General features: G+C 49.6%; 13 protein-coding genes and 3 tRNA genes. 12 read left to right on the forward strand and 4 right to left on the reverse strand.

Translation table 11 applies throughout. The features are described 5' to 3' along the window. Positions 1-56: 56 nt before the first annotated feature. From HMPREF2625_RS07665 to HMPREF2625_RS07675, 3 genes are all read right to left on the reverse strand, one after another. The gene (locus tag HMPREF2625_RS07665; protein WP_037230854.1) at positions 57-983 is read right to left on the reverse strand and encodes an anti-sigma factor; all 927 of its coding nucleotides are present in this window, start codon (positions 981-983) and stop codon (positions 57-59) included. Next, positions 973-1596 (reverse strand): sigma-70 family RNA polymerase sigma factor, encoded by a 624-nt coding sequence (locus HMPREF2625_RS07670; protein WP_238382318.1) that lies wholly within the window; start codon positions 1594-1596, stop codon positions 973-975. The genes HMPREF2625_RS07665 and HMPREF2625_RS07670 overlap by 11 nt, the downstream gene beginning before the upstream one ends. A 121-nt stretch (positions 1597-1717) precedes the next feature. Next, positions 1718-2095: a hypothetical protein gene (locus HMPREF2625_RS07675; protein WP_013398938.1), complete on the reverse strand. Its 378-nt coding sequence runs from the start codon at positions 2093-2095 to the stop codon at positions 1718-1720. Positions 2096-2454: 359 nt separating this feature from the next. Here HMPREF2625_RS07675 and HMPREF2625_RS07680 point away from each other — a divergent pair, with 359 nt between their 5' ends. From HMPREF2625_RS07680 to HMPREF2625_RS07700, 5 genes are all read left to right on the forward strand, one after another. After that, on the forward strand, positions 2455-4266 hold the full coding sequence (locus HMPREF2625_RS07680) for a cytochrome c biogenesis protein DipZ (RefSeq protein ID WP_070523621.1): 1812 nt from the start codon (positions 2455-2457) through the stop codon (positions 4264-4266). A 239-nt stretch (positions 4267-4505) separates the two neighbouring features. Beyond that, positions 4506-5558 carry a cell division protein ZapE gene (gene zapE, locus HMPREF2625_RS07685; protein WP_048751306.1) on the forward strand — a complete coding sequence of 351 codons (1053 nt, stop codon included), beginning with the start codon at positions 4506-4508 and terminating at the stop codon, positions 5556-5558. 206 nt (positions 5559-5764) lie between these two features. Then, positions 5765-5837, forward strand: a tRNA-Gly gene (locus HMPREF2625_RS07690). A gap of 45 nt (positions 5838-5882) precedes the next feature. Next, positions 5883-5953: transfer RNA gene (locus HMPREF2625_RS07695), tRNA-Cys, on the forward strand. A gap of 24 nt (positions 5954-5977) precedes the next feature. After that, positions 5978-6049, forward strand: a tRNA-Val gene (locus HMPREF2625_RS07700). Between the two features lie 59 nt (positions 6050-6108). On the opposite strand, the gene HMPREF2625_RS07705 is transcribed toward HMPREF2625_RS07700, so the two are convergent. Beyond that, a complete protein-coding gene (locus HMPREF2625_RS07705; protein ID WP_070523624.1) occupies positions 6109-9105 on the reverse strand; it encodes a CRISPR-associated helicase/endonuclease Cas3 in 2997 nt (998 codons plus the stop codon). Between the two features lie 340 nt (positions 9106-9445). Here HMPREF2625_RS07705 and casA point away from each other — a divergent pair, with 340 nt between their 5' ends. The 7 genes from casA to cas2e all read left to right on the forward strand — a co-directional run bounded on the left by casA (position 9446) and on the right by cas2e (position 15679). Continuing rightward, positions 9446-11161 (forward strand): type I-E CRISPR-associated protein Cse1/CasA, encoded by a 1716-nt coding sequence (casA, locus tag HMPREF2625_RS07710; protein ID WP_070523627.1) that lies wholly within the window; start codon positions 9446-9448, stop codon positions 11159-11161. Continuing rightward, positions 11154-11774 (forward strand): type I-E CRISPR-associated protein Cse2/CasB, encoded by a 621-nt coding sequence (gene casB, locus HMPREF2625_RS07715; RefSeq protein WP_070523630.1) that lies wholly within the window; start codon positions 11154-11156, stop codon positions 11772-11774. Before casA ends, casB begins: the two co-directional genes overlap by 8 nt. Positions 11775-11791: 17 nt before the next feature. Beyond that, the gene (cas7e, locus tag HMPREF2625_RS07720) at positions 11792-12925 is read left to right on the forward strand and encodes a type I-E CRISPR-associated protein Cas7/Cse4/CasC (protein ID WP_070523633.1); all 1134 of its coding nucleotides are present in this window, start codon (positions 11792-11794) and stop codon (positions 12923-12925) included. A gap of 2 nt (positions 12926-12927) precedes the next feature. Next, complete coding sequence (cas5e, locus tag HMPREF2625_RS07725; RefSeq protein WP_070523636.1) at positions 12928-13632, forward strand: type I-E CRISPR-associated protein Cas5/CasD; 705 nt, start codon at positions 12928-12930, stop codon at positions 13630-13632. Further along, positions 13629-14297, forward strand: a complete 669-nt coding sequence (gene cas6e / locus HMPREF2625_RS07730) for a type I-E CRISPR-associated protein Cas6/Cse3/CasE (RefSeq protein WP_070523639.1) — start codon at positions 13629-13631, stop codon at positions 14295-14297. Before cas5e ends, cas6e begins: the two co-directional genes overlap by 4 nt. A gap of 87 nt (positions 14298-14384) precedes the next feature. After that, the gene (gene cas1e, locus HMPREF2625_RS07735) at positions 14385-15329 is read left to right on the forward strand and encodes a type I-E CRISPR-associated endonuclease Cas1e (RefSeq protein WP_070523645.1); all 945 of its coding nucleotides are present in this window, start codon (positions 14385-14387) and stop codon (positions 15327-15329) included. After that, on the forward strand, positions 15326-15679 hold the full coding sequence (gene cas2e / locus HMPREF2625_RS10785) for a type I-E CRISPR-associated endoribonuclease Cas2e (protein WP_083295646.1): 354 nt from the start codon (positions 15326-15328) through the stop codon (positions 15677-15679). Before cas1e ends, cas2e begins: the two co-directional genes overlap by 4 nt. Positions 15680-15792: the final 113 nt, after the last annotated feature.

Consider the following 15792-nt stretch of genomic DNA (forward strand, 5'->3'; position numbering starts at 1 on the left):
CCTAAGGTATGTATCACCTTTACCTGCGTATGGATGGGGCGCCTGCAAGCGTTAGGCTACACAACGTTTTCCAACATAGCGGGTTTCTGACTAGGAGAATTAGCCGATTCATCTTCAATTGAGATACCAAAGTCGGTGACTGTACTCAGATCGTGCTCTGTCATGGTTGTGATCCCTGCACCGCGACCAGCAGAATTGAGGATTCCAGATCCCACAATATTGCCCTGAGCATCGTAAAACCAGAGCTTATAGACCTTTCCTTCGGGTAGCGCAGGCAGATTTGTCGTTGAAACACCCGCCATGTTGTGGGAAGGGGAGTACATGACCGATACTGGCATACCGTTGACTTTACCTTGGGCCATTGAAAGGTCAGGAGCCATGCTGATTTGCTCGACGATCGACTGGTCGCCAGGTCGTGCAGCTGCCGGATGTGCTGGAGCCGAAGAGGACACCCTCGCGGCTTGAAGCTCCTGGGAGGTACGTTCTAGTTGCTGATGCTGCGTGAAACCCCATATGCCCAGACCAGCAGCGATAATAATACTTGCCGCAGCCGTCATGCGAGATGGTGAGAATTTACCCTGAGCCCCGAACCAACGCCGTTTAGCTCGTGCATAAACGGAATCCTCTGAGTCTGCGATAGCTTGAGCGTTGTCTGCATTATCTGATGCAAAGTAACCTTCGGAATCGGCATGATCACTCTTATGCTCGGCATTCACATCATCTGTACCTAGCTCATTAACTGGCTGGATTTGCTCGGTATGTGCAACCTGAGCCATCACACGAGCTTTAAGCTCAGCGGACGGTTCTTGCGGAGTGAGCGAAGTACCAAAAACCTCAGAGAGAACCGCAGCATCGGCCTTAGCATCTTCGCGTTCGTGTTTGGGGGCCCACGATTCAAACGCTATACGTTGCGTTGGTGAAAGCGTGTGGAGGGCGTAGTCGAGTTTATCGGGGAAATCTTCGGGATAGTCTTTAGTGCTCACGGGTGCCCTCCAATCGTTCACGTAGTTTCTGCATGCCAGCGCGCATGCGGGTTTTGACAGTTCCTAGAGGAATGCCCGTTTCATCGGAGATCTCGCGCTGTGATTTACCTCCGAAATATGCCATAGTGAGCAGCTGCGCTTGTTCGCGTGGAATACCCGATAGAGCATGATGAACCTCCTCCGTATCCATAAAAGCAGCTATTGCGTCATCAACATGATGATAAGATTCGCGATACTCCTCAAGACCGCGTGTGAAATCACGTTCTGTGGAGGCTGCAACGGAGCGCACCCTATCAACCGCACGGCGGTGAGCAATAGTTGCAGCCCACGACAACACAGTACCCCGTTCTGCACGGTATAAAGGCGCTTTTTGCCATATTTCTAGAAAAACTTCTTGAGTAACTTCTTCCGCATGCGTTCGGTTATGAAGAATGCGGTTAATAAGCGCGTACAGACGCGGAACAAGCGCATCGTATAGAGCTTCAAAACAGTGTTCGTTTCCTGCGGCAGCACACTCCATCAACGCAGTTAAGCGCTGATATTCCTGAGGAATTTGGGTGGCTTTTTGAGCTTCTTGATACGCCGAAGTCACCTGACGATCCAAAAAAGTCATGGTCATATCATCTCACGCCCTATGATGACATTTGATTATTGTGTCGGTGATAAGCGAAGTTTAGGTATGTTTTACACCCTAGAAAATATTCCAGGGTGTAAAGCAGCATACCGGCAAAATATTACTTCGACATGGCGGAAGCCGAAGGAGACATCATGGCGTCTTTGTTTTCCATCTTGCCTCCTTTGTCACCGTCCATCTTATTGTCATCATGCTTCATGCTGTCATGATCTCCCTGCATTTTATCGCCGTCCATCTTGCCGTGGTCGCCATCCATCTTGTCCCCAGACATGGCAGACTGGCTTGGCATAGCTGAAGGAGACATCATAGCGTCTGAACTCATCATGGCAGAAGAAGAGGGGGTGGATGATGCAGAAGAGCTCGACGATGCGCTTGGCGATGAGTTCTGATCAGAAGCGTTAGAAGAACATGCAGAAACACCAGCAACGAGGGCTAGAGAAACAGCTGCAAAAGACGCAGTGCGAAGAATAACGGACATACGTAACTCCAATCTTATATCGGCACAGGTAACGCGGAGGAGCGCCCGTACCATTGCAAAATATTCAGAATCCTAAACTGGACTCATTAGGTATTCGGAACATTCAGCCCGCTCGGATTGCAAAACCTCAGAAAATTTTTTAAGTGATGTATCTGACTACCTCTCGCAACACCTTGAGAAAAACTTCCATGAGCTTGAATATTGCGGAGTAAAAGGCCTCATTAAGATGCTGTCAATTGTGCAGGCATCGCTATAAAAATAATTTCAACCAAACCGAAACCGCAGTTCGTTCCGAATATAACCATGACAACACGTGAGGCAGCATCGCCTCGCATTACCAATCCATGAGGAAAATAACTATGCTGTTATCGCTCATCATCCTAGGCATACTCGGTGGTCTTATCACTGGGATCTCGCCCTGCATCCTGCCTATCTTGCCCGTTATTCTCGTCACTGGCGGTGCAGATTCAGCGCGCACTGCATCCACCGAATTTGGACAAACAGGCATAGCAAAAGATTCTGCGGACAATGTGCAAGCCTTATTCTCGCGCAGAAGCGCAGTTCTCGGAAACGCAGCTCCAGCACCCATGCAGCGTACTGCATCACGCTGGCGTCCCTATCAAGTTGTAGGCGGGCTCGTTCTGAGCTTCAGCCTCTTTACCCTGCTCGGTTCGGTTATTCTTGCTGCCCTGCACTTGCCGCAAGATACGCTGAGGATTTTAGGTATCACCTTCCTCATTATTGTTGGGCTGAGCATGCTTATACCCCCGTTGGAGCGCCTGCTTGAAAAACCTTTCGCGAAATTCTCAAAGCTCGGAGCGAAACGCAGCACCACACGTGGCGGCTTCCTCATGGGGCTTGCTCTCGGTCTCGTCTATGTGCCCTGTGCGGGTCCGGTTCTTGCAGCTATTACCCTTGCTGGCGCAACCGGAAACATCGGTATCGAAACCGTAGCACTCACCCTATCTTTTGCTTTCGGAACAGCTATTCCGCTGTTGATCTTTGCTCTTGCGGGGCGAAGCATTGCAGAACGAGTTAAGACGTTCCGCACCCACCAGCGTGGAGTGCGCACCGCCTCGGGTGTACTCTTGATCGCTCTTTCAATCGGACTAGTATTCAACGTTCCCGCCCAGCTGCAGCGCGCAATTCCGAATTATACGGAAGGGATTGAGCAGACTATCAGTCAAGATACGCAGAATAATATTATTTCTTCTTCCACCGGTGGGTCGATAAGCTCGTGCCGACCCGATGAAGAAAAATTGCAGGACTGCGGCTCTGCCCCGGAATTAGCAGGTGGCACGGGTAACTTCAACACTGAGAATCAGCCAAGTCTCGCTCATATGCGTGGAAAGGTTACACTCGTTGATTTTTGGGCATACTCGTGCATTAACTGTCAGAGGACGGCACCGCACCTGAATGAGCTCTACGCCAAATACCATGATTATGGTCTAGAAATAGTGGGAGTACACACGCCGGAATATGCGTTCGAACACGAAGGTAAGAATGTCCAGGCAGGCATTGAGAACCTAGGTATTAAATACCCGGTAGTTCAAGACAACGACTATGCTATTTGGCGTGCTTACAGCAACCGCTATTGGCCTGCACACTATCTCATTGATAGTGAAGGTAAACTTCGTGCTGTTCACTATGGTGAAGGTGGGCATAAGGTGACCGAGGCACAGGTACGCGAACTTCTCAAAGCCGCAAATCCACAAGTGCAGCTTCCAGACCCTATTCACAGGGATGATGCACAAGAGGAAACACAAAACGCGCATGATGCGCGAACCCCTGAAACGTATCTGGGCTCTAAGCGCGCAATGTACTTTGCGGGGCAAGAAAGCTACTCTAACGGAACCCGAACCTTCAAACCGGCAGATCGTCTAGCTGTTGACCAATACGACCTCAACGGTACGTGGTCTATAACCCCCGAACGTATTGAGCCTCAAGGAAACGATGGCACTTTGCGGATTAACTATCGTGCTCACGGAGCGCAGGTTGTTGCTGGCGGCAGCGGTACCATCGAAGTGCGGCGCAATGGTACAACGGAAAAGATTCACGTAGACGGTGCTCCCAACGCCCACCACATTGTGCGCGGCGATGAGCAAAGTAGCGGAGTTATTGAGCTCAAGGTCTCGTCCGGAGTGCAGCTGTACTCGCTCACCTTCTCATAAGTCTCTGCCGAATCTCACGCAGAATTCACCCCTGACGACTAAACCCGGGACTGTGTTTTCAAGGTTTTAGATCGCACATGACTAAAACCACGTAAAACGCATAGTCCCGGGTTTTACTGCGTTTTCACCGCATTTGTACCCGAGGGAGAGAGCACTCCGAGTACCGGGCTGCGGCAAGCTCAGCACATCCGTACTAAACTTAAGACAAGTAACATAGACGTCACTCAGAAAGTTATATCGTGCCCGTCACCTACGAACACCTCACCGAACGTATCCCAAACGTCTCAGCAGAAGAGCTTCTCGCTGGATTTCGTCCCTCAGAACGATTCGGTGAAGTGTCATTCGACAGCTATATTCCCGATCCAAACCAGCCCTCCCAAGCTGAAGCAGTACAAAAACTCAAAACCTTCGGCGATAAAATCAACAAAGGAGGAAATTCCGGCGGGTTCTTCGGCAAACTTTTTGGCGGTAAAAAGAAAGATTCCGCAAAATCCGGGCTCTATCTAGACGGCGGCTTCGGTGTTGGGAAAACCCACCTTCTAGCCTCCCTATGGCACTATGTTGACGGACCCAAAGCCTTCGGTACCTTCGTCGAATACACCAACCTGGTTGGTGCCCTCACCTTCCGCAAAACCGTAGAAGCGCTCAGTGGGTACAAGCTCGTCTGCATTGACGAATTCGAGCTTGACGACCCCGGCGATACCGTCCTCATGTCCCGCCTGATGCGCGAACTCGCAGATGCGGGCGTCAAACTCGTAGCAACCTCCAACACTCTGCCCGGTGCCCTCGGCGAAGGACGCTTTGCCGCCGAAGACTTCAAACGTGAAATCCAAGTACTTGCCGAACAATTCGAAGTACACCGTGTGGATGGTGAAGACTTCCGTCATCGCGGTCTTCCAGCTGCACCGGAACCCGTAACTCCCGACGCGTTCGACGCTAAGGTTGAGGAAGTATTCGATGGAAAAACCGTGGGTATCGATACTTTCTCAGAGCTTGTCGAACACCTAGCGAAAGTGCACCCTTCCCGTTACCGCCAGTTTATCGACGGTCTGCAGGGTATCGCTTGGCGCGATGTACACCCGATTACCGAGCAAGCGGTAGCGCTGCGCTTTGTTGTGCTCGCTGACCGTCTTTACGACAAAGACCTGCCGATCGTCTCATCCGGTGTACCTTTCGACCAGGTCTTCACACCCGAAATGCTTGCTGGCGGTTACCAGAAGAAATACTTCCGTGCCGTCTCGCGTCTGACGGCGCTCGCTCGTGAAGGCTTGCTAGGGGAATCAGAGGCTTAGACTTCATGGCATTGCGGTATAGCGTAGAATGCTGTGCTTGATATTTGCGACCTTGTTTGTGCAGAAGGTCGTAAGGTTTTTGGTACTGACGCTCGGCCTAAAAAGTGCGGCAAAAGATTTGGCAAACGACGAAAAAACCCGTATAGTATTTATCTGTCAGTGTGACGGGTAAAGCCTGTTGTTGATGCTTGAAAAGCACCTGATAAGCGGTTGTAGCTCAGTTGGTAGAGCACCACCTTGCCAAGGTGGATGTCGCGAGTTCAAGTCTCGTCAACCGCTCGTAGGACTCCTAGAGTTCGAACTCATCTCGCGAGAGATGTATGCGGTGAGGTGGTCGAGTGGTTAGGCAGCGGCCTGCAAAGCCGTGTACGCGGGTTCGAATCCCGTCCTCACCTCGCAACAACACATTGATGTTGTAGGCGCGATTGGCGCAGCGGTAGCGCGCTTCCCTGACACGGAAGAGGTCACTGGTTCGAACCCAGTATCGCGCACAAGTAAAAAGTCCCGGTTCTTAGAGAACCGGGACTTTTATGCTGCTTATGAACCTTCTTTAGTCATCAGAAATTTGAATAGCCTCAAGACCTAATTCAGGAGAGTAACGAAGAAGATAATCGACGAGCTTCACCTCGTAGAAACCGGAATCCTGTAGCTCAAAAGGCAAAATTAGCTCACCGGCAAGCATAAAGCTTTTCTGCCACGAGTCTATGCGCTCGTCTTCTAACTCCTCAATGGCAGCATCAAAGCGGAGTTGTCCATTAACCCTGTTCTTTGGAGAATCCGAGTATTGGTAGGGCAGACGTATAGCTGATGCTAACAGCTCGAAGGCTAGGGGCTTTGTGGGCTCCTCTGGATCCTTTGCATTGTGCCAGTCAATATCCTGGTTTTTCCGTGTAGCGCTGGGAATCGTACGGTAGCGGTCAATGTAGCCGTCTCCATCGCGTTCAACCACTATCGCAATCACCTCAAGAGAAGCGTCACTATCGCGTACACGTGCCTCACCGATTTGGTCTTCTGAGAGTGTTCCGTTTTTGGTGTTGATGTAATTATTCATCACATCAGCCATCACCGTTTGGGTTTGCGCACCTGGATGTTTCAGTAAGTAGGATTGCGCCCTACGCTCAGCGGTTTCCCGGTTCTTATTGAATTCTTCACGCGCTTCCTGGTATGCATCGTTCCAAGCATCAGGGTACTTTGGAGTATCTTCGTATGCTTTCTGAACAAGCTCGCTCATATCCGCCGGAATGCGCAGAGCTTTGCCGTCAAAATAGGGGAGTAACTGCGCATAACTGCTGAGCAGGATAGCGGGCTCGTAGACCGAACGTGAGCCTTTGGGGAACTCGGGGACTTGGGTTTCAGAACCAAAAATTTCAACACCACGAACGTAGCAGATGGGTGAACGATACTCGGAAGGTCGTTCTGAGTCATCACGCTCATGACGGTGCAGGCGGCCTAGCCTTTGAAGTACTAAATCTACCGGGGCGAAGTCGGTCACCATGACATCAAAGTCGAGGTCGAGAGACTGCTCGATAACCTGTGTTCCCACCACGATTAAACGTTCTGGGCGGCCATCACCTCGGTGAGCGCCTTTACCGAGCTGCGAAACTAAATCAGCTTCTTTCTCCGCACGATGTTTAGAGGTAAAACGGGAATGGGTCAACATTACGTTAGCGCCAAATTTTGCTCGAAGATGCTCGTAAGCGTTTTGAGCCCGACCCACCGTATTACAGATAACCGCGGCACAGCCGTGCCCGATTTCTAGGGGTTCCAGCACTTTATCAAGGTCGGTGAACTCGTCACCTATCTGACGAATGGAGATTGTTACCTGCTCCTCGGGGGCTGTTACCTGCCATTTACGTGGCGTGTAACCATCCTCGGCAGTGAGCGTATGAATAACTGGATAATCTAGGTCGAGAGAAGGCTCGGTAACATCCTCTGAGTCGAAATCATCATCAAAATCCCATTCAGTAGAATCCTGAATTTCAAGACCTTCCGCGTAACTTTCCATCAAAGAGATGCGAACATGTGCAGGTAGAGTAGCCGACATGAGAATAACGGGTGCGTTCATCTGACCCAACCAGTAGAGTGCCTCCTTGAGATAAACACCCATATAGGCATCATAAGCGTGCACCTCGTCAATGATGACGACTTTAGAACCTAACCCAAGGTGGCGAAGCATCACATGGCGTGACTGTAGAGCCATCATAAGAATCTGGTCGATAGTACACACAACGAAGGTTGAAAGAATGCCGCGTTTCCGACCACCTATCCAGCTGTGACGTGCTACTGAAGTATTAGGGCGTATACTCTGTTTCCCTTCAATGTCGGCTTCTGAATCGAAAATATCAGCTCGCTGTAGGTAGCGGAAAGAATCTTGCTGTTGGTTTTTCGCATGGCCTAAAAACATAGTATGCGGTTCAAAACCGCCAGCAGGCCCTTGTGCCCATGCTTTGACCCGATCAAAAAGTGCGTTTGACGTCGCCTGAGTAGGGGCGGCAAAAGCGAGCCCACTACGTCCTGTTTCTTGAGCCAGAATTTCGGCAGCGATGAGTCCAGCCTCAGTTTTGCCTTGTCCCATGGGAGCCTCAATGCACATCATGCCGCCGCCGTTCATCGAACGTGCAGCATTGACCACTACTTCCTGCATCGGTCGTAGAGTGGGATTTTTCCAACTAAACCGCGAACTGTACAGACCAGAAGTATCACTGTTTTCAACATGAGCAGCCCAGGGATATTCGAGTCCGAGAGCTTTCCAGCCTTGGTTTAGGCGCCCATGTTGTGCCTCAACGCTGAAAGTACCCATGGGGAAATACTCGGGATTAGAAGCAATCCAATCCGCCATAATCACCAGACCCGTAAGATAAAGCTGCACGGCAACAGGGATTTTGGTACCTGACATGAGCTTCTTAAGAACCTGATCTGCGCTGGTTTGCTCCAGCGTCATCTCGAAAAGTTCATGCCACGCTTGATGCCACTTGTCGTTAAGCCCCTCAAAAATTGCACAAGCACGTCCGGTTTCTGGAACATATTCTGCAGGCACACCATGGTGTGCACCCGCAATGCTTGCGATTGTCTTGGCAGTCTCTACATCATCTGTATAACGTCCAGTAAGCAGCTTGATAAGGATGCTTTGGCTATAGGTTGAGTGAGGGCATCGGGTTCCTGTAGGTGGGGTGGTTAGATCCTGAGGGAAGCAGAAGCCTTGCTTTTCAATTCTTTCTCTAAAAACGCGGAGCTCTTCTTTGCCACGTGAGTCTAACTGTCCCGCGAACTCCGGTGTCGCTTTGCCCATATCATGGGTGGCGGCCACCCAACAGGCGAAAGACTTTGCCTCGTCCTGTGTGAGGTTGAGTAACTCCATGATGCGCTGTTTAGCGCCAGGGGAGAGCCACTTATCCCAAAGCTCAGCAGCTACAGATCCTGCATCTGTCATGTGTTGAGGTAGGGAGAGGCCTATAGAGGGTGTTTCCTCAGATCCAGTTTTAGCCCATAGAGATGATGTCTCTACTGAAGCAAGTTGGCTGGGGCACATGGTATATTCGGCTGTCATTTTAACTCCTTATCGGTTAGACTTATAAGCTATTGTTCCCGCGAGGCGAGAAGCGCGGGATGAGCCTTTTGTACGGTTTCTTCTTAAAATGCTCCCCAGATTCCTCTGGGGATCTTCTCGTTTTACTCTTATTTTATAAGTTTGTACGCTTTCTTCTTGACTTAATATTTCCTTTAGGCATACACTGAGACTGTGCTCAGTTGAATCTGGCGATACGGCAGAGTATCTAATGAGCTTCATATCTTTTATTTTGAAGTATGTGATATGAATATGCTTAAGATTTCGTCATCGTACGACGACTCTTAACATGTGACCTTAATCAATGATGAAAGGAGGGATCATGTCTAGTGGCCAGTCGGTGCAAAATAATGTGGGCTCCGGCTTTAATCTGTGCTATGAACCATGGATTCCTGTTCTCTATACCTCAGGGAAAGTACAAACAGTTTCTCTGAAACAGTTGTTTGAAGACGGCGGGACAATTCGGAAAATCCATGCTGATGATGCAACAACCGATGTTGCGATTCTCGGAGTGGTTACTGTTGTGTTGTTCCGTGCAATTCTTGCAGATTCAGGGGAATATAGAGAGCTACATAATAGTCCTAAAAGCTGGATTCAGAGTGTTCGTTCGGGTGATCCTGAGCGGTTAAAGTTTATTTTTGACTATTTGGAGAAGTATAAAAACCGCTTCGACCTTTTTGATGCCGAGCGCCCTTTTATGCAGGTCGCGGATCTGCACACGAGTAAAGGTGAGGTAAAACCTGTATCACGTCTGGTGCTTGACTCCGAGAGCGAGTACTTCTCAATGCGTGCTGAACGAGCCTTGACGTCGCTAAGTTATGCCGAAGCGGCACGGTATCTAGTAACCGTGCAGGCATACGACTATTCGGGCATTAAATCTGGTGCTGTCGGGGATCCTCGTGTTAAAGGTGGTAAGGGATACCCTTTGGGAGTGGGGTGGTACGGAACTACCGGAAAGATTATTGTTCATGGCGAGAACCTGATCGAAACGCTGTTGTATTGCATTGATTATGAACAGCTTCTTAACGTCGAAAAGGTAAAGGGTAAGAATCGCAAACTTGCTCTACAAGATAAGCCTGTTTGGGAGCGTGAAAGCCCTGATACCGCTGCTCCTCGTGCGTATAAGGATGGTGATCCCACCAAGTACAAAGACGAGCCTGCGCCCGCGGCTGGTATGTGTGAAATTCTGACTTGGCAGTCGCGCCGTGTACGTCTTTTCCCTGAAAAAGGACGGGTCACTGGGGTGCTCATCTCAAACGGCGACAAATGGCTTGACCGTAACACGTATACCGATCCGTTAACTGCTTACCGCTTTAGCAAAAATCAATCTACTCAGACTAACCCTGTTTGGATGCCAAAAGCGCACAGTGCCGAACGTACACTGTGGCGTGGGGTTGATGCGTTATTAATGCGTCTAGACTCGTCACAAATGAAACAGGATAAACCGGCACCTGTTATACGACAAATTTCCAGTGGAAAGTATTTTCCTGCAGGTGCTAAGGCTAATGTGCAACTTGTAGGTATGGTTTATGGTAACCAAAGTGCTGTAATTGAGGGGACTATAGATGAATCATTGTCTATAGAGCTTGCTCTTCTTACAGAGCAGGGTGCCCGTATTTCTACAACGGTACGTGAAAACATCCAGATAACTATGGATGCAGCTATTGCTCTTGGACAGTATGCAGGAAACCTTCTTCGCGCAGCTGGTAAGGAATACGAATTCCGTCCTTCCGTAACGGAAAGTATTCTGCATCGTATGGAAGATGAATTCCGCAGTTGGCTTACAGATCTGAGCGTTTCTGACGATGTATCTACACAAGCTGCTAAATGGCAGTCAAAAGTACGTCGCATCCTTGAGGATGAGGCTGACCAGCTTGCTGTGAGTGCTGGCCCTAAAGCTGCCATAGGAATTATCTACGATGAGCAGCTTTACAATACGGCTAAAGCACGCCGTCAGTTTGGCGGCCGACTGTATAAGCTTCTAAATCTCGCGTATTCTTCAACACTTACTGAGAAGAAGGAGGAAGGTAATGAGTGACGTCGAGTCTCAAGTCACCTTGAGTAATTATGTTACTCGTAAGGTGATGTCTCTCTATCATCAGAAAGATGCTGGTAGTTCAGTTGCTACCGCAAAACTGGCACAGTTGCGTCGAGGGGCAGGAACAGACCCTGTAAGCCATCCGGAACTATGGGGAATTATTTTCGGAGAAAATGATGATACCCCTGATTTTCCCGAATGTTATAGAGGTAAATACGACGCCCCTACTCGTGGGGAATATGCAACTTTTAACGCTGTAACTCTCTATGCCTTGCACCAGCAAGCACGTTCTCAGCCTATGCATGTGCCAGGTTTCAGGTTCGGTACAGCAGCGGGGCAACTTACCCTGAAAACTAGTGAGTCTATGAAGAAAAGGTTTGATTCGCTGTTAAAAGCACGAAGCGAACCATCACGCAGGCATTATTTGCGTAGCCTCATAACACTTCTACGGTCAGAAGAAATTGCTTTTGACTATGGGCAATTTGCTCAGGATTACATGCAGTTACTTAATCCTGAAAAACGCGATGCGGTTATTCTGCGCTGGAGCCGTGACTTTTTGTATGGCTACGAACCCAAGAAATCTAAACCTTCAGAGGAAACCTCTAATAACTAATTGAAAGGATAAGAACTATGTCGTTCTTTGTTGATATTCACGCTCTGCAAACTCTTCCCCCGTCGAACATTAACCGTGACGATACCGGAAGCCCGAAATCCGCTATTTTTGGCGGTGTAAGCCGCCAGCGTGTCTCTAGCCAGGCATGGAAATCAGTCATCCGCCGTAACTTTGAAGAACACTTAGACCGCTCTGAAATCGGTGTTCGCACCCGCCAGGTTGCCGACATGATTGTAGACCGCATCACCAATATCAGCCCTGATTTTGACCCAGATAAAGCCGAATCGGCCGTTGTGGATGCTTTCAAAGCGGCCAAAATCAAACTTGAGAAACCTAAGGCCAAGAAGGGAGAAGAAAATACTGGCCGCGCTGTATCGGGTTACCTTCTTTTCCTGAGTAACCAGCAGATTAACCGTCTTGCCAACGCCATCATAGAGGCTAAGGGCGAGAAAATCCCCGCTAAGGAAATCAAAGACATTCTGGATACCGACCATAGTGTTGATATTGCACTCTTTGGCCGTATGCTGGCCGACGCCCCAGATTTCAATGTGGATGCCGCTTGCCAGGTGGCTCACGCCCTTGGGGTACATGGTTCGGAACCTGATTTTGACTACTATACTGCCGTTGATGATGTAATTCGTGAATCAGAAGATGAAACCGGTGCTGGAATGATCGGTACCATCGAGATGGCCTCCAGTACCCTTTACCGTTACGCCAACATCAATGTGGACGCTCTGAAAACTAACTTAGGCGGTTCTTCGGTTGCTACCGTTGAAGCTACACTCGCTTTTATTCGCGCCTTTATAGACTCGATGCCCACCGGTAAACAGAATACGTTTGCTGCACGTACTCTGCCTGAGGCAGTAATTGTAACGGTGCGTGAGGATCGCCCGATCTCCTATATTAATGCATTCGAAAAGCCTGTTACAGAGAAATCTTCCGAAGGACGCCGTCTCGCAGCTGCCCATGCGTTAGCAACGGAAGCAGCAAATATCCGTGATGCCTACGGATATGAGCCTAAGGTTTCATACGTGGTAGCGCTTGGCGAGCTACGTAAGGCGTTGTCAAATATAGGAGAGGCTGTCACTTTAAGGGAGCTTCTGACTTCCCTTGAAAATCAGCTGACTGAGTTAATCGGTCAGGAGTCTTAATTATGCCTAGTCTGCTCCTTAAACTGAGCGGGCCAATGCAGTCCTGGGGTACACAAAGCCGATACCGTCGTCGAGATTCCGGGCATGAACCCAGCAAATCTGGCGTTATTGGTTTGATAGCTGCGGCCTTAGGACGTGCACGGACGGAGCCCATAGATGACCTTGCTCGGCTTAAATTTGCGGTGCGTGTAGATGCACCTGGTACTTTACTGCGCGACTACCAGACTGCAAAAGACTGGGCGACAGATCCACATGGCACGGCATCGCTCTCAACCCGTTATTACCTTTCGGACGCTGTTTTTGTGGTGGCTGTGGAAGGCGACCGAGATGATCTAAAGAATATCGAATCGGCGCTTAAGAAACCGGTATATCCGTTGTATCTGGGGCGGCGTTCTTGCCCTGTAGGGTATGACCTTGTGCTCGGTATTCGTGAAGAATCTGCTGAAGATGCCCTAAGGAATGAAGAGTGGCATGTGCCTGAACACTGTCGCTTAGAGTTCCCCGATCCTGTCCGGCTACGCATTTTACGGGACGCAACGCCTGGCGAGCAGGGAGACTTAGTACAGGATGTTCCGGTTAGCTTCAGCCAGGCACATCGTCAATACGCAGTACGGGCGGTAGTTTCTGTCGAACCTAAGATGGTTGAGAATCCCAAAGGCAAACGTCACAACGACATTGATTTTATGAGGACGGTGACTGAAGCATGACCTACTTCTCAAAGTTCCTCATTAACCCGCAGCGTCGTGGCGCTCGCAAACTATTAAGTAGCCCGCAGGCTTTGCACGCAGCCGTCATGGCAACCGTTCCACCGGATGTAAAACCTGAGGACGGACGTATTTTATGGCGTCTGGATATAACAGGACACCAGTACGTGCTATATGTGTTAAGCCCTGAAAAGCCTGACTTTTCGACTTTGATCGAACAAGCCGGGTGGGATACTCGACCAGGGGAGAGCGCCCACTATGGACGTTTGCTCGCAAAACTGGAGAACGGGCAGGAATGGGGGTTCAGGCTTACCGCTAACCCCGTAAAACGTCAGAGAGGGAAAGGCGATAAAATCTTCCCTCATGTGACGCCAGCTCAGCAAAGTGCATGGTTGCGTGAACGTGCTCAGCAATGGGGCTTTGAAGTCATACCAGTTGAAAACCAGGAGATCGCGGATATCCCTCTCGTAACGGCGCGCACGGATCTTTCCTTCAGCCACCGTGATTCTTCTGGAAACATAGGGAAAGTCACTCTGCGGAAAGCGCAGTTTGACGGCGCCCTACGCATTACCGATGCCGAACTGTTCCGTAAAGCATTGGTGAACGGTATGGGCCGTGGTAAAGCCTATGGGATGGGTCTGATGACTTTAGCTCCGCTTACCCGATAAACCCAGTGTGCGCATAAATTTTAAAAAGGGCGGGGTATATTATGTACCCCGCCCTTCGTATCAGTATTTTATTTTCGAGGAGGAACGATGATCGGGGCAACTCCACCCAATATCAGTGAATTAACAAGGAGTTCAGAACGACTCTCTTATATTTATGTGGAACACGCAACAATTCACCGTGCAGACAATGCAATCACTATGACGGAAGAGCGGGGAGTCACCCATATCCCAGCAGCGTCTTTAAGCGCTTTACTGCTGGGACCCGGCACACGAATAACCCATCAGGCCATGACATTATTAGGAGAGTGCGGTACTTCGGCTATATGGGTGGGAGAGCAAGGGGTGCGTTACTATGCGCACGGACGGTCTCTAGCACGTTCCTCTCGATTACTCATTGCTCAGGCAGAGAAAGTATCAAATACTCGTTCTCGCCTAGAAGTCGCACGCACTATGTATGCATGGCGTTTCCCCGATGACGACACTAATGGGCTCACGATGCAGCAGCTTCGAGGACGTGAAGGTGCCCGGGTACGACGGGTATACAGGTACTGGTCAGAGCAAACGGGAGTTCCATGGACGCGACGTAGCTATAATCCAAATGATTTTGGAGATGGAGACCCTATTAACCAGTCTCTTTCAGCAGCACATGCTTGCCTCTACGGTATTGTTCACGCCGCAATAGTTGCTTTGGGATGCGCTCCAGGACTGGGATTCGTACATACCGGTAACTCGTGGTCTTTTGTATACGACATCGCGGATTTATACAAGGCTGAGATTACTATTCCGGTGGCTTTTCAGGTGACTGCTAAGTATGAGGAAGGCCAGGATATTGGAGCTATTACTCGTCGTGCTGTTCGTGACCGTATTCGCGGCGAAAAGATTATGCAGCGGGTGGCTCGGGATATTCAACGTTTACTTGTTCCCAATGAGATTCCAGAAGAAATTCTAGAAAGCACCGATATGATGCTTTGGGATGAGAAAACTGGTGGCACATCTGCTCGACACAATTTTGAGATGGATGGGGACGCATGATTGTAGTGGTTTTATCTGCATGCCCAGTTGGGTTACGAGGCGATCTTACGAGGTGGTTATTAGAAATTAGTGCTGGCGTTTTCGTAGGAAAAGTGAGTGCGCGCGTGCGTGAACATTTATGGAATCGCATTACGGTTACTTGTAGTGATGGTCGTGCTCTTATGGTGTACTCGGCAGATAATGAACAACGTCTTGATTTCAAGGTTCATAATTATCCATGGGAGCCTGTAGATTTTGAGGGAGTCAAACTTATGGTGCGTCCATCTACTCCCAAAGAAAAATTGGGACTTCGAAAAGGGTGGAGTAAAGCAAGTCGATATAGGCGTGCTTCCCAGCGGCGCCACAGTTAAAAATCATGTAGGGTTAATAGAGGCTTTGGGCTCCAAACTAATTCTAAAACTTGCTATGTGGGGATAAAGCTCCATGTCAGCAAGTGTTTTCCCCGCACCTGCGGGGATGAGCC

Origin of the sequence: Rothia sp. HMSC064D08 (assembly GCF_001809525.1) — a bacterium.
GTDB lineage: Bacteria > Actinomycetota > Actinomycetes > Actinomycetales > Micrococcaceae > Rothia > Rothia dentocariosa.

Coding starts and splice junctions, on each gene's coding strand:
- cas1e (WP_070523645.1), top strand. CDS start 14,385: ATGATCGGGGCAACTCCACCCAATATCAGTGAATTAACAAGGAGTTCA.
- cas2e (WP_083295646.1), top strand. CDS start 15,326: ATGATTGTAGTGGTTTTATCTGCATGCCCAGTTGGGTTACGAGGCGAT.
- casB (WP_070523630.1), top strand. CDS start 11,154: ATGAGTGACGTCGAGTCTCAAGTCACCTTGAGTAATTATGTTACTCGT.
- cas7e (WP_070523633.1), top strand. CDS start 11,792: ATGTCGTTCTTTGTTGATATTCACGCTCTGCAAACTCTTCCCCCGTCG.
- HMPREF2625_RS07705 (WP_070523624.1), bottom strand. CDS start 9,105: ATGACAGCCGAATATACCATGTGCCCCAGCCAACTTGCTTCAGTAGAG.
- HMPREF2625_RS07670 (WP_238382318.1), bottom strand. CDS start 1,596: ATGACTTTTTTGGATCGTCAGGTGACTTCGGCGTATCAAGAAGCTCAA.
- cas5e (WP_070523636.1), top strand. CDS start 12,928: ATGCCTAGTCTGCTCCTTAAACTGAGCGGGCCAATGCAGTCCTGGGGT.
- HMPREF2625_RS07675 (WP_013398938.1), bottom strand. CDS start 2,095: ATGTCCGTTATTCTTCGCACTGCGTCTTTTGCAGCTGTTTCTCTAGCC.
- HMPREF2625_RS07680 (WP_070523621.1), top strand. CDS start 2,455: ATGCTGTTATCGCTCATCATCCTAGGCATACTCGGTGGTCTTATCACT.
- casA (WP_070523627.1), top strand. CDS start 9,446: ATGTCTAGTGGCCAGTCGGTGCAAAATAATGTGGGCTCCGGCTTTAAT.
- cas6e (WP_070523639.1), top strand. CDS start 13,629: ATGACCTACTTCTCAAAGTTCCTCATTAACCCGCAGCGTCGTGGCGCT.